Annotated in this window: 2 tRNA genes and 1 rRNA gene; all 3 read right to left on the bottom strand. The window is 46.2% G+C overall.

Annotated features, from left to right (window positions below):
• Positions 1–180: 180 nt before the first annotated feature.
• Positions 181–256 (bottom strand) — tRNA-Ala (locus tag AC1IN8_RS21085).
• A gap of 10 nt (positions 257–266) precedes the next feature.
• Positions 267–343: transfer RNA gene (locus AC1IN8_RS21080), tRNA-Ile, on the bottom strand.
• A gap of 71 nt (positions 344–414) precedes the next feature.
• Positions 415–476: ribosomal RNA gene (locus AC1IN8_RS21075) — 16S ribosomal RNA — on the bottom strand; the annotation flags it as partial.

The raw sequence follows: 476 nt of genomic DNA, 5'->3' as shown, positions 1-476 counted from the left end.
AAAATAAATTTTGGTTTTCGCCAAGAAGTTTCCAAAGCACTTGTAACAAATGTTTGAGAACTACTTTTTAAATCAGCTTTCCAGATTGTTAAAGAGCAAACTTCGTAAAGAAGTCAAAGGCATTGACTGAATATTGCTATCCAATTCATGGCTTTGTCTTCTGACAAACACAGTACGATATGGTGGAGCTATGCGGGATCGAACCGCAGACCTCCTGCGTGCAAAGCAGGCGCTCTCCCAGCTGAGCTATAGCCCCGTAATCGAAGTGGTGGGTCTGAGTGGACTCGAACCACCGACCTCACCCTTATCAGGGGTGCGCTCTAACCACCTGAGCTACAGACCCACTTCGTGTACTGTCTCTAAACTTGAATCAAGGCAATCTGTGTGAACACTCAACAACACGACATCTTAAGGTAAGGAGGTGATCCAACCCCAGGTTCCCCTAGGGTTACCTTGTTACGACTTCACCCCAGTCA

The sequence above is a fragment of the Aeromonas sp. 130281 genome (assembly GCF_056642115.1).
This window is presented reverse-complemented; position numbering and strand designations above follow the sequence as displayed.